Source organism: Enterobacter sp. 6722112 (assembly GCF_058661685.1).
Map to the genome: position 1 here is coordinate 3,218,157 of NZ_JBZWGR010000007.1, position 22,985 is coordinate 3,241,141.

The following is a 22,985-nucleotide window of genomic DNA, read 5'->3' on the forward strand; positions in this document are numbered from 1 at the left end:
CGCGCCGTTGATAATGGCGGTGCCGCAGTCTGGCCCCATCATCAGCAGACCCTTTTCATGCGCCAGCTGCTTCAGCGCCAGCTCGTCGTCGAGCGATACGTTATCGGAGAACAGCATCACGTTAAGATCGTTTTCCAGCGCCTGGCGCGCTTCCCGTGCGGCGAAGGTGCCGTTGACGGAAATCACCGCAAGGTTGCTGTCCGGACGATGGGTTTTGGCGCTGGCAATCGTCGCGTAGCGTGCTTCATGGGAGCCAGTGCGCTCTTTACGCGTGAATAACGCTTCAATGGCGGCCAGGGTTTCCTCATTCGCCGCGTCGCCTTTAATAACGATCATCAGGTCGCCGTTTTTGGCGTCCGCTAATTCCGGCGTTAATAGCCCGAGGTTTTTTAATACGCCTTTGTTCATTTCCGTCGCCATCGCCACAAACGCCTGCTCGACGCCCGGCAATTTATTGGCTTTGGTGGAAACCGACATTAAGGAAACCGAATCGAAATACGTATTCTTTTTTATGACGATTTTGGTTGGCATTATTTTCACCTGTTTAAGATAAAAGGGGGCCGCCGTCGTGCTAAATGCACGTCGGTAACAATGCGTTTATTGATTAACGGCCAGCCAGGGGAAGGCTGACCGAATGCGCTATGCGCCTGCCGCCAGCAGCAGGTCTGCGATCGCGTTGAAGCCTTTTTCCCGCGCCAGTTCGAGCGGGGTTTTGCCGTATTTATCGGTCATGTGCGGGTTCGCGCCGTAATCCAGCAGCAGCTTCACAATTTCCTGCTGCTTTGCGCCGCCGTCATTTAATACGATGGCCTCCAGCAGCGGCGTCCAGCCGACAAAATTGGTGTGGTTGACGTTGATGTCGGTTTTTTCCAGCAGCTCACGCACGATTTCAACGTGCCCTTTTTCACTGGCAGGGGTAATGCCCACGCCGCCAAAGCGCGTCAGACGATCGAGATCCGGATTTGCCGGAAGGACAATGCGCAGCAGGGCTAAATCATTGGTCAGGCAGCCGATCAGGAAGGGGTTAAAACAGGTCTGGTCCTGTTTATCAATATCCGCCCCGGCGGCAATTAAAAACTCCACACAGGCGTAATGCCTTTTCAGACTGGCAATAATAATGGCGGTTCTTTTCTGGCGGTTGGTCGCGTTAATATCCACGCCTTTCTCCAGGCAGGCTTTTAGCGCATCGATATTGCCCTCTTCTGCCGCCAGCAGAAATTCTGTAACCAGTGCAGTTGCAGACATATTCAGACTCCCTATGTTTCACTTCTGATGACCTGAGAATAGCAACAGCCTGGTCATAAAAGAATCCGCTTAAAAATGATTCATCGACACGCAATTCATTGTTGAGTTAAATTCAACAGTCCGGGAGAAATGTGCGTCTGTGCAACCTTTTTCTTATGTTTTACCGCTTTTACGCGCTTCAGGCTGCATTATCCTTATGGCTGAAAAAGCCTTACACAGCGCGGTTCTACGTAAAAATCCAGAATTGTGATCGACATCAACTATGATGTAACGCCGCTGTTAAAATATGTTCAAAACTGATGGTCACCAGGAGCCATAATATGAATTCCACCTTTACCGAAGAGAATTTGCTGGCCTTCACCACCGCGGCACGTTTTGGCAGTTTTAGCAAAGCGGCTGCCGAGCTGGGCGTGACCACCTCCGCCATCAGTTACACCATCAAACGCATGGAGACCGGACTGGACGTGGTGCTGTTTGTACGCAACACGCGCAGCATTGAGCTGACCGAATCCGGTTTTTATTTTTATCGTAAAGCGACCGACCTGCTGAATGACTTTCATGCCATCAAGCGCGGGATTGATACCATTTCTCAGGGCATTGAGACGCGGGTGCGCATCTGCATAAATCAGCTTTTGTATACGCCACGCCATACCGCGCGTTTGCTCCAGGTGCTGAAAAAACAGTTTCCCACCTGCCAGATCACAGTGACGACCGAGGTGTATAACGGCGTCTGGGATTCCATCATTAATAATCAGGCCAATATCGCCATTGGCGCGCCGGATACGCTGCTGGACGGCGGCGGCATTGATTACACCGAGATAGGGGCGATCCGCTGGGTATTTGCCATCGCGCCCACGCATCCGCTGGCGTTCGCCCCGGAGCCCATTTCCGAAAGTCAGCTGCGTCTGTATCCCAATATCATGGTCGAGGACACCGCGCATACCATCAACAAGAAGGTGGGCTGGCTGCTTCACGGTCAGGAGGCGATTCTGGTGCCGGACTTCAACACGAAATGCCAGTGTCAGATCCTGGGGGAAGGTATTGGCTTTTTACCGGAATATATGACGCGTGAGGCGGTGGAGGACGGGCTGCTGGTAACGCGGCGGATCAATAATCCACGTCAGGATTCGCGCATGCTGCTCGCCACGCAGCATGCGGCGACCGGTCAGGTCACGCGCTGGATCAAACAGCAGTTTGGCCCGGAAGGCGTGCTGACCCGGATCTACAGTGACTTACTGTGGCGTACCTAGCTCTTCGTCTGAACCCAAAACGCGTGGATAAGACCGGGGAAGTAGCCCAGGATGGTCAGAAGGATATTCAGAATAAACGCCCAGCCCAGCCCCTTGCCAAGCAGCACGCCCAGCGGCGGGAGAATAATCGTAAAAACAACGCGCCAAAAACCCATAAAAAACTCCGTGCAAGCTAACCAATTGAAAATTATAAAAGACACTTCTCTAAGCGTAGCCAGTTTACGGTTAACTGCCATTCGTCTCTCGCGCTTTTACCTGCCTTTACCCTCTTTACACTGGCTTAAACCCCCGCCTTAAATGCTCTACTGTTCTGAAATTGACCGTAAGGAAACGCAATGTCTCTTCCTCTTATTTCGCCGCAGCAGGCAAACGCGCTGATTGCTGAAAGTGATGCCGTGGAACCGACGTACCTGATAAGGAGTATCTGAAAGATTAGGCTGTACCCCGCCCCCGGACGTGGGCTATGGTGAAGATCATGACAATGATGAGGAGGTGCTATGTTTTCTGTCGGTGATTATGTCCAACCGCGTCAGGGCGGTCCGAAACTGAAAGTGCTCGAAGTGAATGGTGAAAACATTGTGGCTGTGCAGGCCAGCAATGAGCAGGGCGAGAAATATCACCTGAAAGCGGCGGACGTGGTTCTGTACTCCGAAGACGGTGACTTTGGCGTCTGCTAAGTCAATAATCGGGCGGAATACACCGCCCGAATAATCATAAGATCAGGAAATCGTCCAGCGATTTACCGTTTGCCAGTGCGGTTGCAATTGGCTTTGGCGTACGCCCCTGGCCGGTCCAGGTTTTTTCTTCACCGTTCGCGTCAGTAAAACGATATTTCGCCGCACGCGCTTTACGTTTTTTCGTCGGCTGACCCGCCTGCGCCAGATCACTGCCTAACAGATCGCTCGGAGAAATACCGTCAGCTTTCATCAGTTCCAGCAGAGCATTAATTTTATCCTGCTGTTCAGCGCGTTGACGCTCTAATTCAGCCTGCTCGCTGCGTTTTTCTTCAGTGACAATCCGGAATTTTTCCAGCACTTCTTCCAGAACATCCATGGATAATTCACGTGCCAGCGCCCGGAGGGTACGAATATTATTAAGATTCTGTAACGTTAAAGCCATAATAATGAAAAACCTTTCTTCGTGTGTATAACATAAATCAGGCAACAGAATAATTGATTTTTGTTCTGATATCTACCCACCCTGACGTTTTGACATTATTGTAAATGTTTTAGAATACCCCGTTAATATAACCCCGAAATATATGTCTGTTTTAATGCGTAATATACCGCCCTTCCCCAGGCCAAAAACCCCTGTTTAAAACAGTTCAAAAAACCGCCTCCACTCTCCCACACAACAGAGGTTTCACACGCGCACTGATAAACTAATCCATTGATTTATTTTAATAAAATATGGACAAGGAGAGAAAATAACGAAGCGCGCAAAAAACGCACAACTTTAGAGAATTTTATGGCTAAAGCGCCAGTAAATAAAAATTAATCACTACTTGTTAGTTAAAAGCCAGAGAGATACGCTATACACTCATAACAAACCAACCTAAAGCACTAAAGGCCGCAGGTAAAACGCCACTTTTTTGTCCTGTTCGAGGAGTTCAGACATGTTCTCACCGCAGTCTCGCCTGCGCCATGCGGTAGCGGATACGTTCGCGATGGTCGTTTACTGTTCCGTCGTGAATATGCTGATTGAAATTTTCCTGTCGGGAATGTCCTTTGAGCAATCCCTCTCGTCGCGCCTGGTGGCCATTCCGGTGAATATCATGATTGCCTGGCCGTACGGCCTGTATCGCGATGCAGTGATGCGTTTAGCCCGGCGTATTAGCCCGGCGGGTTGGGTAAAAAACCTGGCGGACGTGCTGGCTTACGTAACGTTCCAGTCCCCGGTGTATGTGGTTATTTTGCTGACGGTGGGCGCAGACTGGCATCAAATCGCCGCTGCGGTAAGTTCAAATATCGTGGTATCCATGCTGATGGGTGCGGTGTACGGTTACTTTCTTGACTACTGCCGCCGCCTGTTTAAAGTCAGCCCTTATAGCCAGGCAAAAGCGTAAGGTAAGGCGACTGGCTCAGGCCAGTCGCAGAGTTATTGTACGTCGCCAAACAGCCCTTTCAGGAACCGCTCCAGCGCCATACGCGAGCTGAAACCGTGCGGAATACCATAATGTTCATGCGTCTCGCCGCCTAAATAGAGCGGAAATTGCTGATAATGATCGCAGGTTTTAATATCCGAGGCGGGCTCAGCAAATGACAGGCTTCTGTCTTTGAGTGTCGGGTGAATAATGAGAGCAGTACGCCCCATTCTTGCTTCACGGTTGACGTAAACATAATTCTCACCACGGCGATATCCGTACGCTTTTGATGTTACCTCATCCATGGTGAACCCTTCTTTTTCAAGAACGCGCGCCACCTCATCGGGTCGTAAATACATATCTTTTCCTCATTATCATTCCTGCCCGGCAACCTTACAGTATTCAGCATTAGCAGGGCTTTCAGAATATTCCATAAACTGCCCGATAAGCCGTGACTCGCTTCAGATATTACATTTCTGGACTAAACTAAACGGGAACACAAATTATGGAGGATCGTATGTTTAACAGACCGAACCGAAACGATATTAATGACGACACACAGGATATTCGTAACGATGTCAGCCAATTAGCGGACACGCTGGAAGCCGTATTGAAATCCTGGGGCTCTGACGCGAAGGACGAAGCAGATGCCGCGAAACGTAAGGCTCAGTCTCTGCTGCGTGAAACGCGGGCAAGGATGAATGGCCGCTCACGTACCACTCAGGCGGCCTGCGACATGGCCAGCTGCGCCACCACCTTCGTACGTGAAAAACCACTTTGTACGCTGGGAACGGTCGCGGCGGTCGGGATTTTTGTCGGCGCCCTGCTTAGCCTGCGTAAGTAAGCGCGCGTTCTCAGCCCCGGTCGCCTCAGGCGCCGGGGCTTTTCTTTGCCTGACAGCCTGAAAAACCCGCACAGCCCGCCCTGCCCCGCCAGGCTCATCGTTGGGGCCTTATTAATCTGTATTTCCCATATCTTGTGTGGTTGAAACTTATCGCAACTACATCTAGTATTCCCTTTAGAAAGACACACACAACATGACGCGTTTACTCGCGCCGTTCTCTCATTCTAAATGGAAATACGAATCATGAGCATTATTATTTACACTCGTAACGATTGTGTTCAGTGCCACGCCACGAAACGGGCGATGGAGAGCCGCGGCGTGGCATTTGAGATGGTCAATATTGATCAGGTGCCCGACGCGGCAGACACCCTGCGGGCGCAGGGTTTCCGTCAGCTTCCGGTTGTCGTTGCCGGCGACACCAGCTGGTCTGGCTTCCGTCCGGACATGATCAACCGCCTTGCCGCTCAGGGCGTCAGTGCATGAGCACGCTGGTCTACTTTTCCAGCAGCTCGGAAAACACGCTTCGGTTTATGGAGCGTCTCGAGCTGCCCGCGATACGCATTCCGCTGAACGAGCGGGAGCGTATTCAGGTAGACGAACCCTACATTCTGGTGGTGCCCAGCTATGGCGGTGGCGGCACCGCAGGGGCTGTGCCTCGTCAGGTGATCCGCTTTCTGAACGATCCCCATAACCGGCAGCTGATTCGCGGCGTGATCGCCGCAGGCAATCGCAACTTCGGCGAGGCCTTTGCCCGCGCCGGGGATGTCATCTCTCAAAAATGCGGCGTGCCGTATCTCTATCGTTTTGAACTGATGGGGACACAGCAGGACGTAGAGAACGTGCGTAAAGGAGTGAACGAATTTTGGCAACGACAACCGCAGAACGCGTGATTCAGGCGACGCCGGATTACCACGCATTAAACGCCATGCTAAACCTCTATGACCGCGAGGGGCGCATTCAGTTTGGCAAAGATCATGAGGCGGTGGACGCCTTTTTTGCCGCTCATGTACGCCCGAACAGCGTCGTCTTTGGCAGCCAGCAGGAACGTCTCGACTGGCTGGTAAAAGAGGGTTATTACGAAGAGCGTGTCCTGACACCCTACGACCGCGCCTTCGTGGTGGCATTGTTTGAACGGGCGCACGCCAGCGGTTTTCGCTTCCAGACGTTTCTCGGCGCGTGGAAGTATTACACCAGCTACACCCTGAAAACCTTTGACGGCAAACGCTATTTAGAAAGCTTTGAAGATCGGGTGGTGATGGTGGCGCTGACGCTGGCGCAGGGCGATGAAGCGCTGGCCGAAAGACTCACGGAGGAGATCCTCTCCGGTCGCTTCCAGCCCGCCACGCCAACGTTCCTTAACTGCGGGAAAGCCCAGCGCGGCGAGCTGGTCTCCTGCTTCCTGCTGCGTATTGAAGACAATATGGAGTCGATTGGCCGTGCGGTGAATTCGGCGCTACAGCTTTCGAAACGCGGCGGCGGCGTGGCGTTTCTGCTTTCGAACCTGCGGGAAGCGGGCGCGCCGATTAAGCGCATCGAAAACCAGTCTTCCGGCGTCATCCCGGTGATGAAGATGCTGGAAGATGCCTTCTCATACGCCAACCAGCTCGGCGCACGTCAGGGCGCGGGCGCGGTTTATCTGCACGCGCACCACCCGGACATTCTGCGTTTTCTGGATACCAAACGTGAAAACGCCGACGAAAAGATCCGCATCAAAACCCTGTCGCTCGGCGTGGTGATCCCGGATATCACGTTTAAGCTGGCTAAAGAGAATGCCGACATGGCGCTCTTCTCACCGTATGACGTTGAGCGGATTTACGGCAAAGCCTTTGGCGACGTGGCGATAAGCGAGCTGTACGACGAGCTGGTGGCCGACGATCGCATTCGCAAAAAAACCATCAACGCCCGCGATTTCTTCCAGACGCTGGCTGAAATTCAGTTTGAGTCCGGCTATCCGTACATCATGTACGAGGACACGGTGAACCGCGCTAACCCGATTGCCGGGCGCATCAACATGAGCAATCTGTGCTCGGAGATTTTGCAGGTCAACAGCGCGTCCAGCTACGACGAAAACCTCGACTACGCGGACGTGGGCAAGGATATCTCCTGTAACCTCGGGTCGCTGAATATTGCCCATACCATGGATTCACCCGATTTTGGCCGCACGGTAGAGACCGCCATTCGTGGGCTGACGGCGGTATCGGACATGAGCCACATCCGCAGCGTACCGTCCATTGAGGCAGGCAACGCCGCGTCGCATGCCATCGGCCTTGGGCAGATGAACCTGCACGGCTATCTGGCGCGGGAGGGCATCGCCTACGGTAGCCCGGAAGGGCTGGATTTCACCAACCTTTATTTCTACACCATCACCTGGCATGCGCTGCATACCTCGATGATGCTGGCGCGCGAACGCCACCAGCGGTTCGCAGGCTTTGAGCAGTCCCGCTACGCCAGCGGAGAGTATTTCAGCCAGTATCTGGAAGGCGACTGGCAGCCGAAAACCGAAAAAGTACGCGCGCTGTTTGCCCGCGCTGGCATCACCCTGCCGACGCGTGAGATGTGGCAACAGCTGCGTGAAGAGGTGATGCGCTACGGCATTTATAACCAGAACCTTCAGGCGGTGCCGCCAACCGGCTCCATTTCCTATATCAATCACGCCACGTCGAGCATCCACCCCATCGTGTCGAAGATTGAAATCCGTAAGGAAGGCAAAACCGGGCGTGTCTACTACCCTGCCCCGTTTATGACCAACGAGAATCTGGCGCTGTACCAGGACGCCTATGAGATTGGCCCGGAAAAGATCATTGATACCTACGCCGAGGCGACTAAACATGTGGACCAGGGGCTGTCGCTGACGCTCTTCTTCCCGGACACCGCCACCACGCGGGATATCAACAAAGCGCAGATCTACGCCTGGAAGAAAGGCATCAAAACGCTGTACTACATTCGCCTGCGCCAGCTCGCGCTGGAAGGCACCGAAATTGAAGGCTGCGTGTCCTGCGCGCTGTAAGGAGAAAGGATGAAACTGTCACGCGTAAGTGCCGTTAACTGGAACAAAATTCAGGATGATAAAGACCTGGAGGTCTGGAACCGCCTGACCAGCAACTTCTGGCTGCCGGAAAAGGTCCCGCTCTCCAACGATATTCCGGCCTGGCAAACCCTGAGCCATGCCGAGCAGCAGCTGACAATCCGCGTCTTTACCGGCCTGACGCTGCTGGACACCATTCAGAATACCGTGGGTGCGCCCGCGCTGATGAGTGATGCGCTGACCCCGCACGAAGAGGCGGTAATGTCGAATATCAGCTTTATGGAGGCGGTCCATGCCCGCTCCTACAGCTCGATTTTCTCCACCCTGTGCCAGACCAGAGACGTGGACGCGGCCTACGCCTGGAGTGAAGAGAGCGCGTCATTGCAGCGCAAGGCAGATCTGGTGCTGGAATATTACCGGGCCGACGAGCCGCTGAAGAAGAAGATCGCCAGCGTGTTCCTGGAATCTTTCCTCTTCTATTCCGGCTTCTGGCTGCCTATGTACTGGTCGAGCCGGGGCAAGCTCACCAACACCGCCGATTTGATTCGCCTCATCATCCGCGATGAAGCGGTACACGGGTATTACATCGGCTATAAGTATCAGAAAGGGCTGGAGAAAGTCAGCGCGGAAAAACGCGAGGAACTCAAAGGTTTTGCCCTCGATTTACTGATGGATCTGTATGACAACGAGCTGAGCTATACCGAAGAGCTGTACGCCGGAACGGGCTGGGAAGAGGACGTAAAAGCTTTCCTCTGCTATAACGCCAACAAGGCGCTGATGAACCTGGGCTACGAAGCGTTATTCCCACCAGAAATGGCGGAGGTGAACCCGGCGATCCTCGCGGCGCTGTCGCCCAACGCCGATGAAAACCACGACTTCTTTTCCGGGTCCGGCTCGTCGTACGTGATGGGTAAAGCGGTGGAAACGCAAGACGAGGACTGGGATTTTTAATGAATGACTTAACGTTCATTAATTAACTCTGCATTTCATTATTTCCAGCCGAATATTCCACGACGTACTACACTGTAATTTCCCCGTCATATTCGCCTGAATCACACCGATTCAGGCGAAATTCTCCCATGCAACAGCAAAAAATTGAGAAAAATTCAAACCGCCCTCAGCCCTTTATTCATGGGAAATTCAGCCGTTTCGCTTGCGGCAAAATTCCGGCCTCAGGCCGGTCCAGGGTTGTCTCAGATTCTGAGTATGTTAGGGTAATGCCAGTTAACTATTTACCATGGTAATCATATCGACATAAACAAATAACAGGACACTCTCTATTGCATGGCAATTAAATTAGAAGTGAAAAATCTTTATAAAGTATTTGGCGAGCACCCGCAGCGCGCATTCAAATATATTGAGAAAGGCCTTACGAAAGAGCAAATTCTGGAAAAAACCGGGCTATCGCTTGGCGTTAAAGACGCCAGTCTGGCCATTGAAGAAGGCGAGATTTTTGTCATCATGGGATTATCCGGTTCGGGTAAATCCACTATGGTTCGCCTTCTCAATCGCCTGATTGAACCCACCCGCGGACAGGTGCTGATAGACGGCGTGGATATCGCCAGAATATCAGACGCAGATCTCCGTGAGGTGCGCAGAAAGAAAATTGCGATGGTGTTTCAGTCATTTGCACTGATGCCGCACATGACGGTACTCGATAATACCGCCTTTGGCATGGAGTTAGCCGGCACGCCCGCTCAGGAACGTCAGGAAAAAGCCCTTGATGCACTGCGTCAGGTCGGGCTGGAAAATTATGCTCATGCGTATCCGGATGAACTCTCCGGCGGTATGCGTCAGCGTGTGGGATTAGCGCGCGCATTAGCAATTAATCCGGACATTTTATTAATGGACGAAGCCTTCTCGGCGCTCGATCCCTTAATTCGCACCGAGATGCAGGATGAGCTGGTAAAATTACAGGCCAAACATCAGCGCACCATTGTTTTTATTTCTCACGATCTGGATGAAGCCATGCGTATTGGCGACCGTATCGCCATTATGCAAAATGGTGAAGTGGTGCAGGTCGGCACACCGGATGAAATTCTCAATAATCCGGCGAATGATTATGTGCGCACCTTCTTCCGCGGCGTGGATATTAGCCACGTATTCAGTGCGAAAGATATTGCCCGTCGAACACCAAACGGCATTATTCGTAAAACGCCAGGTTTTGGCCCGCGCTCCGCGCTGAAGCTGTTGCAGGACGAAGACCGTGAATACGGTTATCTGGTTGAACGCGGCAATAAATTTGTCGGCGTGGTCTCCATCGACTCTCTAAAAACCGCCCTGAGCGAAAACCAGGGAATCGATGCGGCGTTGATTGACGCTCCGCTTGCCGTGGACGCCGAAACGCCGCTCAGCGAGTTGCTCTCTCACGTGGGTCAGGCGCCGTGCGCCGTGCCGGTCGTCGGTGAAGAACAACAGTACGTTGGCATCATCTCAAAACGGATGCTGCTACAGGCTTTAGATCGCGAGGGGACAAACAATGGCTGATCAATCAAACCCATGGGGCACCACTGAAGCAGCGGACAGCGCGGCGCAATCTGCCGATGCGTGGGGGTCGACGCCTGCGCCTGCCGATGGCGGCGGCGCGGCAGACTGGCTCAACAGCGCACCAGCGCCTGCCCCAGAGCATTTCAATATTATGGATCCGTTCCACAAGACGCTGATCCCGCTGGATAGCTGGGTAACGGAGGGGATCGACTGGGTCGTTACCCACTTCCGTCCGGTGTTCCAGGGGATCCGCATCCCGGTGGATTACATCCTGAACGGCTTCCAGCAGCTGATGCTGGGCATGCCCGCGCCGGTGGCGATTATCCTGTTCTCGCTGATCGCATGGCAGTTCGGCAGCGCGGGTATGGGGATCGCCACGCTCATCTCCCTGATTGCCATCGGCGCGATTGGCGCGTGGTCTCAGGCGATGATCACCCTGGCGCTGGTGCTGACCGCCCTGCTGTTCTGCGTGGTGATCGGCCTGCCGATGGGGATCTGGCTGGCGCGCAGCCCCAGGGCCGCGAAGATTATCCGCCCGCTGCTGGATGCGATGCAGACCACGCCAGCGTTCGTTTACCTGGTGCCTATCGTGATGCTGTTCGGCATCGGTAACGTACCGGGGGTGGTCGTGACCATTATCTTCGCCCTGCCACCGATTATTCGCCTGACTATTCTGGGCATTAACCAGGTGCCTGCGGATCTGATAGAGGCATCGCGCTCGTTCGGCGCCAGCCCGCGTCAGATGCTGTTTAAGGTTCAGCTTCCGCTGGCGATGCCGACCATTATGGCAGGTGTTAACCAGACGCTGATGCTGGCGCTGTCGATGGTGGTGATCGCCTCGATGATTGCCGTTGGCGGGTTAGGTCAGATGGTACTGCGCGGCATTGGCCGTCTCGATATGGGGCTGGCGACCGTCGGCGGCGTCGGGATTGTGATCCTCGCCATCATTCTTGACCGCCTGACCCAGGCTGTCGGTCGTGATTCACGTAGTCGCGGCAACCGTCGCTGGTACACCACCGGCCCTGTCGGGTTACTCACCCGCCCATTTACAAAATAAGGAACAACGATGCGACATAATGTACTTTTTGCCACAGCGTTTGCGACCCTTGTCTCCACCAGCGCAGTTGCCGCTGACCTGCCGGGCAAAGGCATTACCGTGCAGCCGGTGCAGAGCACCATTTCGGAAGAGTCCTTCCAGACCCAGATTGTCAGCCGTGCGCTGGAGAAACTGGGCTATACGGTGAATACCGCCAGCGAAGTGGATTACAACGTGGGCTATACCTCCATTGCCTCCGGTGATGCCACCTTTACCGCCGTGAACTGGCAGCCGCTGCACGACGACATGTATGCCGCCGCAGGCGGTGACAAGAAATTCTACCGCGAAGGCACCTTTGTGACCGGCGCTGCGCAGGGATATCTGATCGACAAGAAAACCGCCGATAAATATCACATCACCAATATTGAACAGCTGAAAGATCCGAAGATCGCAAAACTGTTTGATACCAACGGTGACGGTAAAGCCGACATGATGGGCTGTTCGCCGGGCTGGGGCTGTGAAGCGGTGATTAACCACCAGAACAAAGCTTTCGATCTGGCGAAGACCGTCGACGTGAGCCACGGCAATTACTCTGCGATGATGGCCGACACCATCGCCCGCTTTAAAGAAGGCAAGCCGGTGATCTACTACACCTGGACGCCGTACTGGGTGAGCGACGTGCTGAAGCCGGGCAAAGACGTGGTGTGGTTGCAGGTGCCCTTCTCCTCCCTGCCAGGCGAGCAGAAAGATATCGACACCAAACTGCCAAACGGCATGAACTATGGCTTCCCGGTGAACACCATGCATATTGTGGCGAACAAAGCCTGGGCCGAGAAAAACCCGGCGGCGGCGAAGCTGTTCTCGGTGATGAAACTGCCGCTGGCAGACATTAACGCCCAGAACGCGATGATGCACGCGGGTAAATCATCCGAAGCTGATATCAAAGGCCACGTGGATGGCTGGATCAAAGCCCACCAGCAGCAGTTCGATGGCTGGGTGAAAGAGGCGCTTGAGGCGCAGAAGTAAAACATTTTCCCTCACCCTAACCCTCTCCCCCTGGGAGAGGGCCGGGGTGAGGGGATCAAACCGCACCCAACCTTAACCGCACAATCCATCACGTAACAATTCCCCAACATTCACCATCATTGGTTATTATGTTTCCGGAAAAATAATCACTTAACTCACGATTCCTGAAACTAATGACAAAAACAACTCAAGGGCTTAGCCCCGCACTCATCCTTTTAATGTCCGTGGCAACGGGTCTGGCCGTCGCCAGCAACTATTACGCACAACCACTGCTCGACACCATCGCACGCGCCTTCGATCTTTCAGCCAGCTCCGCCGGGTTTATTGTCACCGCCGCACAGCTCGGCTATGCGGCCGGGCTGCTGTTCCTGGTGCCATTAGGCGATATGTTTGAGCGCCGGATGCTGATCGTCTCCATGACGCTGCTGGCGGCAGGCGGGATGTTGATCACCGCCAGCAGCCAGTCGTTAACGATGATGATTATCGGCACCGCGCTGACGGGGCTGTTCTCGGTGGTGGCGCAAATTCTGGTTCCCCTCGCCGCGACGCTGGCTTCCCCGGAAAAACGCGGCAAAGTGGTCGGCACTATCATGAGCGGCCTGCTGCTGGGCATCCTGCTGGCGCGAACCGTTGCCGGGCTGCTGGCGAGCCTCGGCGGCTGGCGCACCGTTTACTGGGTGGCGAGCGTGCTGATGGTTATCATGGCGCTGGCCCTGTGGCGCGGCCTGCCAAAGGTGAAGCAGGAAAATCACCTGAACTATCCGCAGCTCCTCGCCTCCGTTTTCAGCCTCTTCACCCGGGATAAACTCCTGCGCACGCGCGCCGTTCTGGGGTGTCTTACCTTCGCTAACTTCAGCATCTTATGGACGTCGATGGCGTTTCTGCTCGCCGCACCGCCGTTTAACTACTCAGAAGGCGTGATTGGCCTGTTCGGGCTGGCAGGCGCGGCTGGCGCACTGGGCGCGCGCCCGGCGGGTGGGCTGGCCGACAAAGGCAAATCTCATATGACCACCTCCGCAGGGCTGGTTTTACTCCTGCTCTCCTGGGCGGCCATCTGGTACGGACACGTCTCTGTGCTGGCGCTGATTGTCGGTATTCTGGTGCTCGACCTCACCGTGCAGGGTGTACATATCACCAACCAGACCGTGATTTACCGCGTGAAGCCGGATGCCCGTAACCGTCTGACGGCCGGGTACATGACCAGCTACTTTATCGGCGGCGCGGCGGGCTCGCTAATCTCAGCCTCCGCCTGGCAGCATGCGGGCTGGACGGGCGTGTGCGCCATCGGCGCCATCGTCGCGGCGATAAATCTGCTGGTATGGTGGCGCGGCTATCACCGTCAGGAAGCAATTCACTAAGTTTTACATTGCTTTGGGCCCCCTGGGGTGTAAAGGGGGCCTGCATCTGTTAAGGTAACGGTAATCATTTATCCCAGAAATTTTACTGTGGGTGACATATTTACTACCGGCATGAATAGTTCAGACCCCTGTCCTCACATCCCCTCTTTCGCGGGTACACACCCCACGCTCTCTGTGCTCACCGGGTCACGGATTTACCCGGCGCTTTCTGATGGTGACATACGTTTGGCGGATATAACCGCACAAATAATTCATTTACATTATTTGTCACTGTCGTTACTATATCGGCTGTAATTAATGAGGTTATGCCCAAAATGGATAGTTCGTTTACGCCCATTGAACAAATGCTTAAGTTCCGCGCCAGTCGTCATGAGGACTTCCCGTATCAGGAAATCCTGCTGACCCGCCTGTGCATGCACATGCAGGGTAAGCTGCTGGAAAATCGTAACAAGATGCTGAAAGCGCAGGGGATTAACGAGACGTTGTTTATGGCGTTGATTACGCTGGAGTCTCAGGAAAATCACAGCATTCAGCCGTCGGAACTGAGCTGTGCGCTGGGGTCATCCCGTACCAATGCGACCCGTATCGCGGATGAACTGGAAAAGCGCGGCTGGATTGAACGCCGTGAAAGCGATAACGATCGCCGCTGCCTGCATCTGCAACTGACCGAGAAAGGTCACGAATTCTTGCGCGAAGTGCTGCCACCGCAGCACAACTGCCTGCACCAGCTCTGGTCTGCCCTCAGCACCGCCGAGCGCGACCAGCTTGAGCACATTACTCGCAAGCTGCTCACCCGTCTGGACCAGATGGATGAAGACGGCGTCATCCTTGAGGCGCTGCGCTAACGCGACGATCCGCTCAACATTCCAGATTGCTAAAAAGAAAAACTGACAGGCCAGCACGTGAAACTGCTGGCCTTTCTGACAACAGGTCGGCTCAGCCGATGTGAAAATAAAAAGATCGTGGAGAACAACAATGAGCGCAAATGCGGAGAACACCCTCCCGCAGCAACCGGCCAACAAAAAGGGCAAACGTAAGAGCGCCCTTATTCTGCTGACCTTGCTCTTTATTATTATTGCCGTGGCATATGGGATCTATTGGTTTTTAGTCTTGCGTCATGTTGAAGAGACAGACGATGCATACGTGGCAGGGAATCAGGTTCAAATCATGGCCCAGGTGTCAGGCAGCGTGACGAAAGTCTGGGCTGATAACACCGACTTTGTGAAAAAAGGCGATGTGCTGGTCACGCTCGACCCGACCGACGCCCAACAGGCGTTTGAAAAAGCACAGACGGCGCTGGCCTCCAGCGTACGCCAGACCCGCCAGCTGATGATCAACAGCAAGCAGCTTCAGGCCAATATCGACGTGCAGAAAACGGCCCTGGCTCAGGCGCAGAGCGACCTCAATCGTCGTGTTCCTCTCGGCACCGCCAACCTGATTGGCCGTGAAGAGTTGCAGCACGCCCGCGACGCGGTGGCCAGCGCACAGGCGCAGCTGGACGTGGCGATCCAACAGTACAACGCTAATCAGGCGATGGTGCTGGGTACCTCTCTGGAAAACCAGCCAGCGGTGAAACAGGCGGCGACCGAAGTGCGTAACGCATGGCTTGCCCTGCAACGTACCAAAATCGTCAGCCCGATGACCGGCTACGTTTCCCGTCGTTCCGTACAGCCTGGGGCGCAGATTAGCACCACCACGCCGCTGATGGCGGTCGTTCCGGCAAACAATCTGTGGGTCGATGCGAACTTCAAAGAGACTCAGCTGGCGCATATGCGTATCGGCCAGACCGCGACCGTGGTCAGCGATATTTACGGCGATGACGTCAAGTACACCGGAAAAGTGGTCGGTCTGGACATGGGGACCGGCAGCGCGTTCAGCCTGCTGCCTGCACAGAACGCCACCGGCAACTGGATCAAAGTGGTACAGCGCTTGCCTGTGCGTATCGAGCTGGATCCTAAGCAGCTGGCAGACCATCCGCTGCGAATTGGCCTTTCCACGCTGGTGACGGTCGATACCGCCAACCGCGACGGTCAGATCCTCGCAAGCCAGGTGCGCAGTACGCCAGCTTATGAAAGTAACGCCCGTGAAATTAGCCTCGATCCGGTCAATAAGCTGATCGATGACATCGTGAAGGCAAACGCCGGTTAAGCCGAAGGTGAGCGTTATGCAACAGCAAAAGCCGCAAAAACCGCTGGAGGGGGCGCAGCTGGTCATTATGACCATTGCGCTGTCGCTGGCGACATTCATGCAGGTGCTGGACTCCACCATCGCAAACGTGGCGATCCCTACGATCGCCGGGAACCTTGGCTCATCGCTGAGCCAGGGGACCTGGGTCATTACCTCGTTCGGGGTGGCGAACGCCATCTCCATTCCCATCACCGGCTGGCTGGCGAAGCGCGTCGGTGAAGTGAAGCTGTTCCTCTGGTCGACGATCCTGTTCGTGCTGGCCTCCTGGGCCTGCGGCATGTCCAGCAGCCTGACGATGCTGATTTTCTTCCGCGTCATCCAGGGGATTGTCGCCGGGCCGTTGATTCCGCTGTCGCAGAGTTTGCTGCTGAACAACTATCCGCCCGCCAAGCGCTCCATCGCGCTCGCGCTGTGGTCGATGACGGTGATCGTCGCCCCGATATGCGGGCCAATCCTCGGCGGCTATATCAGCGATAACTATCACTGGGGCTGGATCTTCTTCATCAACGTGCCCATCGGTGCGCTGGTGGTGCTAATGACGCTACAGTCTCTGCGTGGTCGCGAAACGCGGACCGAACAGCGGCGGATCGACGGCATCGGGCTGGCACTGCTGGTTGTCGGCATCGGCAGCCTGCAAATCATGCTCGACCGCGGCAAAGAGCTGGACTGGTTTGCCTCTACGGAAATCATTGTGCTGACGGTGGTCGCCGTGGTGGCCATCAGCTTCCTGATTGTCTGGGAGCTGACGGACGATAATCCGATAGTCGACCTCTCGCTGTTTAAATCGCGAAACTTCACCATCGGCTGCCTCTGTATCAGTCTCGCCTATATGCTCTACTTCGGCGCGATTGTTCTGCTGCCGCAGCTGTTGCAGGAGGTGTACGGCTATACCGCAACCTGGGCGGGGCTGGCCTCCGCGCCGGTGGGGTTAATTCCGGTTCTGCTGTCGCCGATTATTGGCCGTTTCGCCCATAAGCTCGACATGCGCAGGCTGGTGACGTTCAGCTTCATCATGTACGCCGTGTGCTTCTACTGGCGCGCGTATACGTTTGAACCGGGAATGGACTTTGGCGCCTCCGCGTGGCCGCAGTTTATTCAGGGCTTCGCCGTAGCGTGCTTCTTTATGCCGCTGACCACCATTACGCTTTCCGGCTTACCGCCTGAGCGGATGGCGGCGGCATCGAGCCTGTCGAACTTCACCCGTACGCTGGCGGGCTCCATCGGGACTTCGATCACCACCACGCTGTGGACCAACCGGGAATCGATGCACCATGCTCAACTCACCGAAGCGGTGAACCCGTTCAACCCTAACGCTCAGCAGATGTATAGCCAGCTTGAGGGGATGGGGATGACGGAGCAGCAGGCGTCCGGCTGGCTTGCCCAGCAGATCACCAACCAGGGGCTGATTATCTCGGCAAACGAGATTTTCTGGATATCGGCGGGGATCTTCATCGTCCTGCTGGGGCTGGTGTGGTTTGCCAAACCGCCTTTTGGGGCCGGTAGCGGGGGCGGTGGGGCGCACTAGCCCTGTGCACGGGTTGCCGGGTGGCGGCTACGCCTTATCCGGCCTACGATCGTAGGCCCGGTAAGCGCAGCGCCACCGGGCAACAATCGCCCCCCTTGTCCAAAACGCGACAGCGATTGTCAGTTCCGATAAAGCAGTGCGCCTGAAATCGATTCACGATAGTGAAAAGACAACAGGAGCGCACCATGCTGAACACACCCGCCGAAAAATACCAGCCTTACCCCACCCTTTCGTTGCCCGACCGCCGCTGGCCGGAGCAGATTATCACCCGCGCCCCGCGCTGGCTCTCGACCGACTTACGCGACGGTAACCAGGCGCTGGCCGAGCCGATGGACAGCGCGCGCAAGCTGCAATTCTGGGATCTGCTGCTGAGCTGCGGGTTTAAAGAAATCGAAGTCGCCTTCCCGTCCGCCTCGCAGACGGACTTCAATTTTGTGCGTCAGCTGATTGAGGAGAACCGCATCCCGGATGACGTCACCATTCAGGTGTTAACGCAGGCGCGGGACGATCTTATCCGTCGCACTTTCGACTCCCTGCGCGGCGCGAAGCAGGCCACCGTTCACCTGTATAACGCCACCGCCCCGCTGTTCCGCCGTCTGGTATTCGGCATGGAAAAAGCGCAAATCGTCGAGCTGGCGACGCGCGCGACGCGCCTGATTCGTCAGCTGTGTGAAGAGAACCCTGACACCTGCTGGCAGTACGAGTACTCCCCGGAAACCTTCTGCTTTACCGAACCGGAGTTTGCGCTGGAGATTTGTGAAGCCGTGGCGGAGATCTGGCAGCCGTGCGCGGCGCGTCCGATGATCGTCAACCTGCCCGCGACCGTCGAGGTGAGCACGCCGAACGTCTATGCCGACCAGATCGAGTATTTCTGCCGCCACTTCAGCCGCCGCAGTGACGTCTGTATCAGCGTACATCCGCATAACGATCGCGGAACGGGCGTCGCCAGCGCGGAGCTGGCCGTTATGGCCGGGGCTGACCGCGTGGAGGGCTGCCTGTTTGGTAACGGTGAGCGCACGGGCAACGTCTGCCTGGTGACGCTGGCGATGAACCTCTACAGCCAGGGCATTAGCCCGAACCTGGATTTCAGCGATATGAATCGGGTGGTTGAAACGGTTGAGACCTGCAACCAGCTACCCGTCCATCCGCGCCATCCGTGGGCCGGTCGTCTGGCCTACACCGCCTTCTCCGGCTCGCACCAGGATGCCATCAAGAAAGGTTTCGATGCCCGTAAGCCTGGCGAACGCTGGGAGATGCCCTATCTGCCCGTCGACCCGCAGGATATTGGCTGTACCTATGAAGCGGTGATCCGCGTGAACAGCCAGTCAGGAAAAAGCGGAAGCGCCTGGCTTATTGAGCAAAACCACGGCCTGAAATTGCCTCGCACCCTGCAACAGGATTTTAGCCAGCACGTGCAGCAGGAAACGGATAACCATGGAAAAGAGATGACGCAGAATGCGCTCTGGCAGCTGTTCCGCGCCCGCTACGGCCTGGTGGCGAGCCCGCCATTAGCGCTGCAATCGTACCGCAGCGACAGCCAGCAGGACGGCCAGCTGCGGCTGACGGCAAGCGTCGCCACGCAAGGGGGCACCCGCCAGCTGGAAGGCCAGGGAAACGGTTTGCTCTCCGCCGCCGCTCACGGCTTAAGCCGCTGGATCAACGCACCGTTTGTGATCAAGGATTATCACGAACATACGTTAGGCGAACGCAGCGACAGCCGCTCGGTGGCCTATATCCGCTGCCTGTTCCAGGATGGGACCAGCCGCTGGGGCGTGGGCATCGACAGCGACGTGGCACGCGCGTCGATTCAGGCGCTTTTTAACGCGGTCAGTCGTTCCTGAAGTAATCGCTGGGTGAGAGACCCATTACCCGGCGAAACATTGCCGTAAAGGCGCTGTGGCTGCCATACCCCAGATCCAGCGCCACGCGTAATACCGGCTGGCCCTGTGCCAGCCGCACTAAGGCTTCCAGCAGTCGCGCCCTTCTCACCCACTCGCCGTAGCTCAGGCCTGTCTGCTGCTGAAAATGGCGGTTCAGCGTGCGTTCGCTCATCCCCACAATACCTGCGGCCTGAGCGCTGCTCCAGCTTTCTCCCGGGGCCATTCGAATCTGCTGGCAGAGGTGGCGCAGCGCTTCGCTTTCCGGCTCGGGCAGGTGAAACGGCAGTACCGGCATGAGGCGAATTTCATCGAGGATCAGCTCATAAACACGTTCATCGCGGCTTCCGGGTGCGTAAGATTCAGGAAGCGTAAGGGAGGTCAGGATCAGCTCGCGCAGCAGGGGCGAGATCTGCACGATCTGGCAGGTCGCCGGGAGATCGGCGCGCGCCAGCGGGTCGATAAACAGCGTGCGGGCAGCAACGTTGCCGGTGATGCGCAAGGCGTGCTGCGTACCCGCAGGTAGCCAGACGCCGCGACCGGGCGGCACCACCCAGCAGCCGGATGCGGTATCGACCCGCACGACGCCGGTGAGGCTGTGCAGGAGCTGCGCGCAGTCGTGCTGATGCCACGGCTCGCTGTCGCCATGAGCATAATCATGCGAAAACGGCACAAGCGGGCGATGGGTAAAGGAGAAGGTGGTGGTTGTCGTCATCAGGATTGTAGGCCCGGTCAGCGAAGCGCCACCGGGCATCCACAGGCACGATACTAAATGTGCAGTTCCTGAAGTTTTTCTTTTGGCAGGGCCAGCTCGTCATTGCTGTTTACACGAACATCACGTTCGATGATATGACGGGCAATCTCCTGAGCTTCTTCCAGAGAGTGCATCTGGTAAGTGCCGCACTGGTAAACGTTCAGCTCAGGGATCTGGTTCTGCTCTTTCACCTTCAGCACGTCTTCCATCGCCGCTTTCCACGCATCCGCGACGCGTTTCTCATCAGGCTGACCAATCAGGCTCATGTAGAAACCTGTGCGGCAGCCCATCGGAGAGATATCGATGATCTCCACGCCGTTGCCGTTCAGGTGGTCGCGCATGAATCCGGCGAACAGGTGTTCCAGCGTGTGAATGCCTTTCTCTGGCATCACTTCTTTATTGGGCACGCAGAAGCGCAGGTCGAAAACGGTGATCGTGTCGCCGTGCGGGGTGTTCATGGTCTTCGCCACGCGGACTGCGGGTGCTTCCATACGGGTATGGTCGACAGTAAAGCTATCTAATAACGGCATACGTCACCTCCGATAGTGATTTTTTTAAAATAAACTGAACTCTTCTACAGAATGCGCGTCTGAGTATATGAAAGACGCGCATTTGTTATCATCATCCCTGAATTCAGAGATGTATATTTTGGCCACAGCGATGTGGCCTTTTTCTTTTTGGTTCAGGCCTGCTTCGCCAGAAACGCCTCAAACGACTCCGTATCCGCCGCTTCGACCTCTTTCTGACGCACAACGGACGCATCACGCTCTGTCACAAAATCCGCTTCGCTCAGGATCTCTAACGGCTCCTGCATCAGCATCTCACGGTACTCCGCTGAGAGTGAACGCCCTGTGCCACCAATTCCCTGCTCAATCATAGAACGCAGAATACGTGCTGAGAATGTCAGTTCCGGGTTATCAAAGCTTTCAACCAGTTCGTCGCAGACCTTCTGGTAAGCTTCGCCGCCGTACACGCTGTCCAGCGTCTGGGCTACACGCTTCAGGTCATGGAACAGATCCTTCCCTACCTTAGACAGTGGGAACTGAGCCGTTTCACAGCCAATACCTAACGTCAGACCCGGCTTGCGCCCTTCCAGAATCACGCGATTCCAGTTGGCACGGGTACACAGCAGTTCGTCGGAACTCATTTCCGGCGCATCCGCCAGTACGCACCAGACCATAAACAGGTCAAGGAAGCGAACCTGCTGCTCGTCAACGCCAATCGGTGAGAACGGGTTGATATCCAGCGAGCGCACTTCAATGTATTCGATCCCGCCGCGCTGTAGCGCATCCGACGGCGTTTCACCGCTGCGCGTCACGCGCTTCGGACGAATCGGCGCATACAGTTCATTTTCAATCTGCAACACGTTGGTGTTAATTTGCAGGCGCTTACCGTCTTTTTCGAGGCCGATTTTTTCGTACTCTTCCGACGGGGTTTTTATCGCCCGCTTCAAGCCTGCCACATATTCGTGCAGATCGTTAAACGTAATTCCGAGATTACTTTGCGATTTATTGGTATAGCCAAGGTCGCTCAGGCGCAGGGAGGTCGCATACGGCAGGTAATACATGCCACATTCGGTCTTCTCGAACGGCAGCGTGGTCGGTTTCCCTTGCAGGAACGAAGAACAGACGGCCGGTGAAGCGCCGAACAGATACGGAATAACCCAGCCAAAACGGTAGTAGTTGCGGATCAGGCGGAAATAGCCCGCGGAGATCGCTTCTTTATCCGTTTCACCGCACTTCGCCTGCCAGAACGCCATCGGCAGAGAGAAATTGTAGTGCACGCCAGAGATCGTCTGCATCAGTGCGCCGTAGCGATTTTTCAGTCCTTCGCGATACAGCGTTTTCAGCCGACCAATATTCGAGGTGCCGTACTGCGCCAGCTCGATATCCTGCCCCTGCTCGATATAGCACGGCATGCTGAGCGGCCACATACGCTCGTCGCCGAGGTTGCGGGCGGTGAAGCGATGCACGTCGCGCATGATCGTCAGCATATGATCAATATCACCGTCTACTGGCGTGATGAACTCCAGCAGCGCTTCGGCGAAATCGGTTGTGATCCATTTATGTGTCAGCGCCGAGCCTAACGCCTTCGGGTGTCCCGTAGTCGCTAAGCTACCATCCGCATTTACGCGCAGCGTTTCGCGCTCAAGCCCACGCTGAATACCCTTCAGTGCCTGAGGGTGATTTTCCAGCCAGGCCAGCGCCTGTGATACGTCCGGGATCAATTTGACCTCCCGCCTGTCAAAAAATTGTCACTCAGCATAATTGTAATGGTTGACGATTGAA

General features: G+C 55.5%; 23 protein-coding genes and 1 pseudogene. 16 read left to right on the forward strand and 8 right to left on the reverse strand.

The window, feature by feature from the left end; all coding sequences use genetic code 11:
* Positions 1-531 (reverse strand): annotated as a pseudogene (locus AC4OVU_RS16785) (acyl-CoA synthetase FdrA); the annotation flags it as partial.
* A 108-nt stretch (positions 532-639) separates the two neighbouring features.
* Positions 640-1,245 carry an ankyrin repeat domain-containing protein gene (locus AC4OVU_RS16790; RefSeq protein WP_110293224.1) on the reverse strand — a complete coding sequence of 202 codons (606 nt, stop codon included), beginning with the start codon at positions 1,243-1,245 and terminating at the stop codon, positions 640-642.
* 320 nt (positions 1,246-1,565) lie between these two features.
* On the opposite strand from AC4OVU_RS16790, the gene AC4OVU_RS16795 reads away from it, so the two are divergent.
* Positions 1,566-2,495: a LysR substrate-binding domain-containing protein gene (locus AC4OVU_RS16795; protein WP_110293225.1), complete on the forward strand. Its 930-nt coding sequence runs from the start codon at positions 1,566-1,568 to the stop codon at positions 2,493-2,495.
* Here AC4OVU_RS16795 and AC4OVU_RS16800 read toward each other — a convergent pair.
* A complete protein-coding gene (locus AC4OVU_RS16800) occupies positions 2,492-2,650 on the reverse strand; it encodes a YqaE/Pmp3 family membrane protein (protein WP_003862203.1) in 159 nt (52 codons plus the stop codon). The genes AC4OVU_RS16795 and AC4OVU_RS16800 overlap by 4 nt on opposite strands.
* 342 nt (positions 2,651-2,992) lie before the next feature.
* Here AC4OVU_RS16800 and AC4OVU_RS16805 point away from each other — a divergent pair, with 342 nt between their 5' ends.
* Complete coding sequence (locus AC4OVU_RS16805) at positions 2,993-3,172, forward strand: YodC family protein (protein WP_015571651.1); 180 nt, start codon at positions 2,993-2,995, stop codon at positions 3,170-3,172.
* Positions 3,173-3,206: 34 nt separating this feature from the next.
* On the opposite strand, the gene stpA is transcribed toward AC4OVU_RS16805, so the two are convergent.
* Positions 3,207-3,614, reverse strand: a complete 408-nt coding sequence (gene stpA, locus AC4OVU_RS16810; protein WP_110293226.1) for a DNA-binding protein StpA — start codon at positions 3,612-3,614, stop codon at positions 3,207-3,209.
* Between the two features lie 496 nt (positions 3,615-4,110).
* Here stpA and alaE point away from each other — a divergent pair, with 496 nt between their 5' ends.
* Positions 4,111-4,560, forward strand: a complete 450-nt coding sequence (gene alaE, locus AC4OVU_RS16815) for an L-alanine exporter AlaE (RefSeq protein ID WP_015571653.1) — start codon at positions 4,111-4,113, stop codon at positions 4,558-4,560.
* 32 nt (positions 4,561-4,592) lie between these two features.
* Here alaE and AC4OVU_RS16820 read toward each other — a convergent pair whose 3' ends face one another.
* Entirely contained in the window at positions 4,593-4,937 is a 345-nt protein-coding gene (locus AC4OVU_RS16820; RefSeq protein WP_006811693.1) for a DUF2002 family protein, read from the reverse strand.
* 158 nt (positions 4,938-5,095) lie between these two features.
* Here AC4OVU_RS16820 and AC4OVU_RS16825 point away from each other — a divergent pair, with 158 nt between their 5' ends.
* The 13 genes from AC4OVU_RS16825 (at position 5,096) to leuA (ending at position 19,907) form a co-directional block, all read left to right on the forward strand.
* Positions 5,096-5,422 carry an ElaB/YgaM/YqjD family protein gene (locus AC4OVU_RS16825; protein WP_017382769.1) on the forward strand — a complete coding sequence of 109 codons (327 nt, stop codon included), beginning with the start codon at positions 5,096-5,098 and terminating at the stop codon, positions 5,420-5,422.
* Between the two features lie 243 nt (positions 5,423-5,665).
* Positions 5,666-5,905 (forward strand): glutaredoxin-like protein NrdH, encoded by a 240-nt coding sequence (gene nrdH / locus AC4OVU_RS16830; protein WP_017382770.1) that lies wholly within the window; start codon positions 5,666-5,668, stop codon positions 5,903-5,905.
* Complete coding sequence (gene nrdI, locus AC4OVU_RS16835) at positions 5,902-6,312, forward strand: class Ib ribonucleoside-diphosphate reductase assembly flavoprotein NrdI (protein WP_110293134.1); 411 nt, start codon at positions 5,902-5,904, stop codon at positions 6,310-6,312. The genes nrdH and nrdI overlap by 4 nt, the downstream gene beginning before the upstream one ends.
* Positions 6,285-8,429: a class 1b ribonucleoside-diphosphate reductase subunit alpha gene (gene nrdE, locus AC4OVU_RS16840; protein ID WP_110293135.1), complete on the forward strand. Its 2,145-nt coding sequence runs from the start codon at positions 6,285-6,287 to the stop codon at positions 8,427-8,429. The genes nrdI and nrdE overlap by 28 nt, the downstream gene beginning before the upstream one ends.
* Before the next feature lie 9 nt (positions 8,430-8,438).
* On the forward strand, positions 8,439-9,398 hold the full coding sequence (gene nrdF, locus AC4OVU_RS16845) for a class 1b ribonucleoside-diphosphate reductase subunit beta (protein ID WP_017382773.1): 960 nt from the start codon (positions 8,439-8,441) through the stop codon (positions 9,396-9,398).
* A 333-nt stretch (positions 9,399-9,731) separates the two neighbouring features.
* On the forward strand, positions 9,732-10,934 hold the full coding sequence (gene proV, locus AC4OVU_RS16850) for a glycine betaine/L-proline ABC transporter ATP-binding protein ProV (RefSeq protein WP_015571658.1): 1,203 nt from the start codon (positions 9,732-9,734) through the stop codon (positions 10,932-10,934).
* On the forward strand, positions 10,927-11,991 hold the full coding sequence (gene proW / locus AC4OVU_RS16855; protein ID WP_015571659.1) for a glycine betaine/L-proline ABC transporter permease ProW: 1,065 nt from the start codon (positions 10,927-10,929) through the stop codon (positions 11,989-11,991). Before proV ends, proW begins: the two co-directional genes overlap by 8 nt.
* Before the next feature lie 9 nt (positions 11,992-12,000).
* A complete protein-coding gene (gene proX, locus AC4OVU_RS16860; RefSeq protein ID WP_017382774.1) occupies positions 12,001-12,996 on the forward strand; it encodes a glycine betaine/L-proline ABC transporter substrate-binding protein ProX in 996 nt (331 codons plus the stop codon).
* A 173-nt stretch (positions 12,997-13,169) separates the two neighbouring features.
* Complete coding sequence (locus tag AC4OVU_RS16865; RefSeq protein ID WP_017692795.1) at positions 13,170-14,354, forward strand: MFS transporter; 1,185 nt, start codon at positions 13,170-13,172, stop codon at positions 14,352-14,354.
* Positions 14,355-14,668: 314 nt separating this feature from the next.
* Positions 14,669-15,199, forward strand: a complete 531-nt coding sequence (emrR, locus tag AC4OVU_RS16870; protein ID WP_017694792.1) for a multidrug efflux transporter EmrAB transcriptional repressor EmrR — start codon at positions 14,669-14,671, stop codon at positions 15,197-15,199.
* A gap of 130 nt (positions 15,200-15,329) precedes the next feature.
* The gene (emrA, locus tag AC4OVU_RS16875; protein WP_017382776.1) at positions 15,330-16,502 is read left to right on the forward strand and encodes a multidrug efflux MFS transporter periplasmic adaptor subunit EmrA; all 1,173 of its coding nucleotides are present in this window, start codon (positions 15,330-15,332) and stop codon (positions 16,500-16,502) included.
* Positions 16,503-16,518: 16 nt separating this feature from the next.
* Entirely contained in the window at positions 16,519-18,066 is a 1,548-nt protein-coding gene (gene emrB, locus AC4OVU_RS16880) for a multidrug efflux MFS transporter permease subunit EmrB (RefSeq protein ID WP_006811709.1), read from the forward strand.
* Positions 18,067-18,251: 185 nt separating this feature from the next.
* Entirely contained in the window at positions 18,252-19,907 is a 1,656-nt protein-coding gene (gene leuA / locus AC4OVU_RS16885; protein WP_110293089.1) for a 2-isopropylmalate synthase, read from the forward strand.
* On the opposite strand, the gene AC4OVU_RS16890 is transcribed toward leuA, so the two are convergent.
* From AC4OVU_RS16890 to gshA, 3 genes are all read right to left on the reverse strand, one after another.
* Positions 19,894-20,658, reverse strand: a complete 765-nt coding sequence (locus AC4OVU_RS16890; RefSeq protein ID WP_003862181.1) for an AraC family transcriptional regulator — start codon at positions 20,656-20,658, stop codon at positions 19,894-19,896. The two genes, leuA and AC4OVU_RS16890, sit on opposite strands and share 14 nt — an antisense overlap.
* Before the next feature lie 53 nt (positions 20,659-20,711).
* The gene (luxS, locus tag AC4OVU_RS16895; RefSeq protein WP_017382778.1) at positions 20,712-21,227 is read right to left on the reverse strand and encodes an S-ribosylhomocysteine lyase; all 516 of its coding nucleotides are present in this window, start codon (positions 21,225-21,227) and stop codon (positions 20,712-20,714) included.
* Between the two features lie 152 nt (positions 21,228-21,379).
* Positions 21,380-22,924 carry a glutamate--cysteine ligase gene (gene gshA, locus AC4OVU_RS16900; protein ID WP_023295314.1) on the reverse strand — a complete coding sequence of 515 codons (1,545 nt, stop codon included), beginning with the start codon at positions 22,922-22,924 and terminating at the stop codon, positions 21,380-21,382.
* Between the last annotated feature and the right edge of the window lie 61 nt (positions 22,925-22,985).